At 64.4% G+C, this 2,182-nt stretch carries 2 protein-coding genes and 1 pseudogene; 1 reads left to right on the forward strand and 2 read right to left on the reverse strand.

Going from position 1 to position 2,182, the window contains the following annotated elements; all coding sequences use genetic code 11:
- A pseudogene (locus AC1D1G_RS44610) lies at positions 1-181 on the reverse strand (MFS transporter); the annotation flags it as partial.
- Positions 182-283: 102 nt separating this feature from the next.
- On the opposite strand from AC1D1G_RS44610, the gene AC1D1G_RS44615 reads away from it, so the two are divergent.
- Positions 284-1,297, forward strand: a complete 1,014-nt coding sequence (locus AC1D1G_RS44615; RefSeq protein ID WP_477956874.1) for an Lrp/AsnC family transcriptional regulator — start codon at positions 284-286, stop codon at positions 1,295-1,297.
- Between the two features lie 202 nt (positions 1,298-1,499).
- Here the strand turns inward: AC1D1G_RS44615 and AC1D1G_RS44620 are convergent, their stop codons facing one another.
- Positions 1,500-2,102, reverse strand: coding sequence for a TetR/AcrR family transcriptional regulator (locus AC1D1G_RS44620; protein WP_477956875.1), 603 nt, complete (start codon positions 2,100-2,102; stop codon positions 1,500-1,502).
- Positions 2,103-2,182 lie beyond the last annotated feature (80 nt).

The following is a 2,182-nucleotide window of genomic DNA, read 5'->3' on the forward strand; positions in this document are numbered from 1 at the left end:
GCAGATACATTGCGCTCACCCAGTTCAAGGCGGCGGACGACGCGTCGAAACGTTCGCCGATGGCGGGCAGCAGCGGGGAGAACCACCCCTGCAGCAGGCCGCTGGCGAACTCCATGACCACGAGGAATCCGACCGCTGCCGTGGCAGCGTCGCTTCCCTGGAGGTGGCGCGAAGAACTCATGTGGACTCCAAGAGGATCAGCGGAAAGTGACTGGTGGAAGAGTGACCCGACGTGAATTCCGTCGTGTAAATTTGCAGCTTTCTCGGTACAAAAGGACCAATCATGCAGGATTACGAGCCAGATGATGTCGACTTCGGTCTCATACATGCATTGCAGATCGAGCCGCGGGCATCTTGGAAGGTGCTCGCGCCGATCCTGGCCGTTGACCCCGTGACGTTGTCGCGGCGGTATCAGCGGCTGCGCGACACCGGTCTGATCTGGGTCACCGGCTACGATGCCGGGACGCCGGGTCGTGGTGCTCTGGTTGAAATCGAATGCGCACCAGGACAGTCCGCCGCAACGGCAGAGGCCATGTCGGAAGATCCGGTGGTCGCCGGTATCGACTTCACGGCGGGCGGCCGCGACCTCCTACTCACGCTGATGGCGCAGGATTCGGCGGAGACGTCGCAGTTCCTGCTTCATCGGCTCGGGGAGTATCCGGAGATCCGGCGAGCCCGGACCCACCTCATCACCGAGGTGCTCTTCGAAGCCGGGAACTGGCGGCTGCGCACGCTGTCCGCGGCACAGGCCGCCCGGGTCCCCGGCCCCCGCCCGCCGCGCCCCCGCGCCGCACGGACCGTCTCACCCGACCTGAAACGCGTGATCCATCACGAACTCGGCATCGACGGCCGCGCGGCCACCACGGCGATCGCCGAACGCGCCGGCGTCAGCAATCAGCGCATCACCGACGCGATCGCGACGATGCGGCGAGACGGATCGCTCCTGCTGCGCACCGACATCGCCCGGACCTACTCCGAGTGGCCGATCTACGCCTGGTACTTCATGCAGGTTCCCGCGCCGCTGATCGAACGGTTGAGGACGTCGCTGGGCCGGATCGAGGAGGTGCGGTTGGCGGTACTCGTGGCCAGCRAATACAACCTGATCATGGCCGTCTGGTTGCGCACCCTGAACGACGTCCACCGGTTCGAACTGCTCCTCGAGAAGATTTTGCCTGGATCGCGGGTGGCGGACCGGTCGGTGGTCATGCAGATCGGGAAACACCTGGGACACATCCTGGACGAACAGGGGCGGGCCACAGGACCAGTAGTCCCTGTGACGCCACCGGGTAGGGCTTGAACACCCCGCTCTCTAGTGCCAACCCGTGGCCGGGCCGGCACCAGAGCGCGTTGTCTCAGTGCGAGGCTTGACGCTGATGCTTGCACCGCGGCTGGACAATTCAGATCCGAGCGATCCCTCGCACCGCCAGATGATGAGGCAGTTCGTCCTGCCTGCCTTCCTGCCGTAGTTCCAGCCGCCGTTCGCGGCGTCCCTCGCGGTCTCAGTTGCCGGCGGGCAGCAGGGAAGGGACGAGGAAGGCGCGTAGCTTCTCGCGGAACCGTTCCAATGAGCCGGTGCCGCCGTTGAGTTGGCTGATGCACATGATCTCGAGTTCGGAGATCCACTCGCAGAGCAGTGCCAGATCGACGTCGGCGCGGATGTCGCCGGCCTCCTGGGCGTCGCGCAGGATCGGCTCCCAGAGTTCGCTCGTGAGTTCGACGGCCTTGCCCGACGTGGTCAGCAGCGAGTTCGCCAGTGTCATCTCCGACGGCGAAACGAGCAGGTGAACCATGGGGTCCAGGAGACCGCTCTCGACGTTGTTGCAGATGCCCTCGACGAGGCGCTCCTCGATGGTGGGCCACTTCGCGATGAAGGCCCGGGCCGGCTTCATGTTCTTGCGCGCGCGCCGCGCGACCGACTCGATGATCAGACTCTCGCGGTCCGAGAAGTATCTGTAGACGGTCGCGCGGGACATATCCGCTGCGCGAGCGACGTCTTCCATGGTCGTCTTCGTGATTCCGAAGCGTTCGAAACACGTCTCCGCTGCGGTGAGGATCGTCGAGCGGACGTCGGTCGCGGGGTCGTTTCCAGTCCTTGCAGCCACCAGTAGACAGTACCGTCATCAATTTGGGTGAGACGCTAGACAAGCAATGTCTCATGTGCCACTCTCGGTGTATGGAGCGC

Source organism: Rhodococcus sp. P3_B8, from assembly GCF_056402775.1.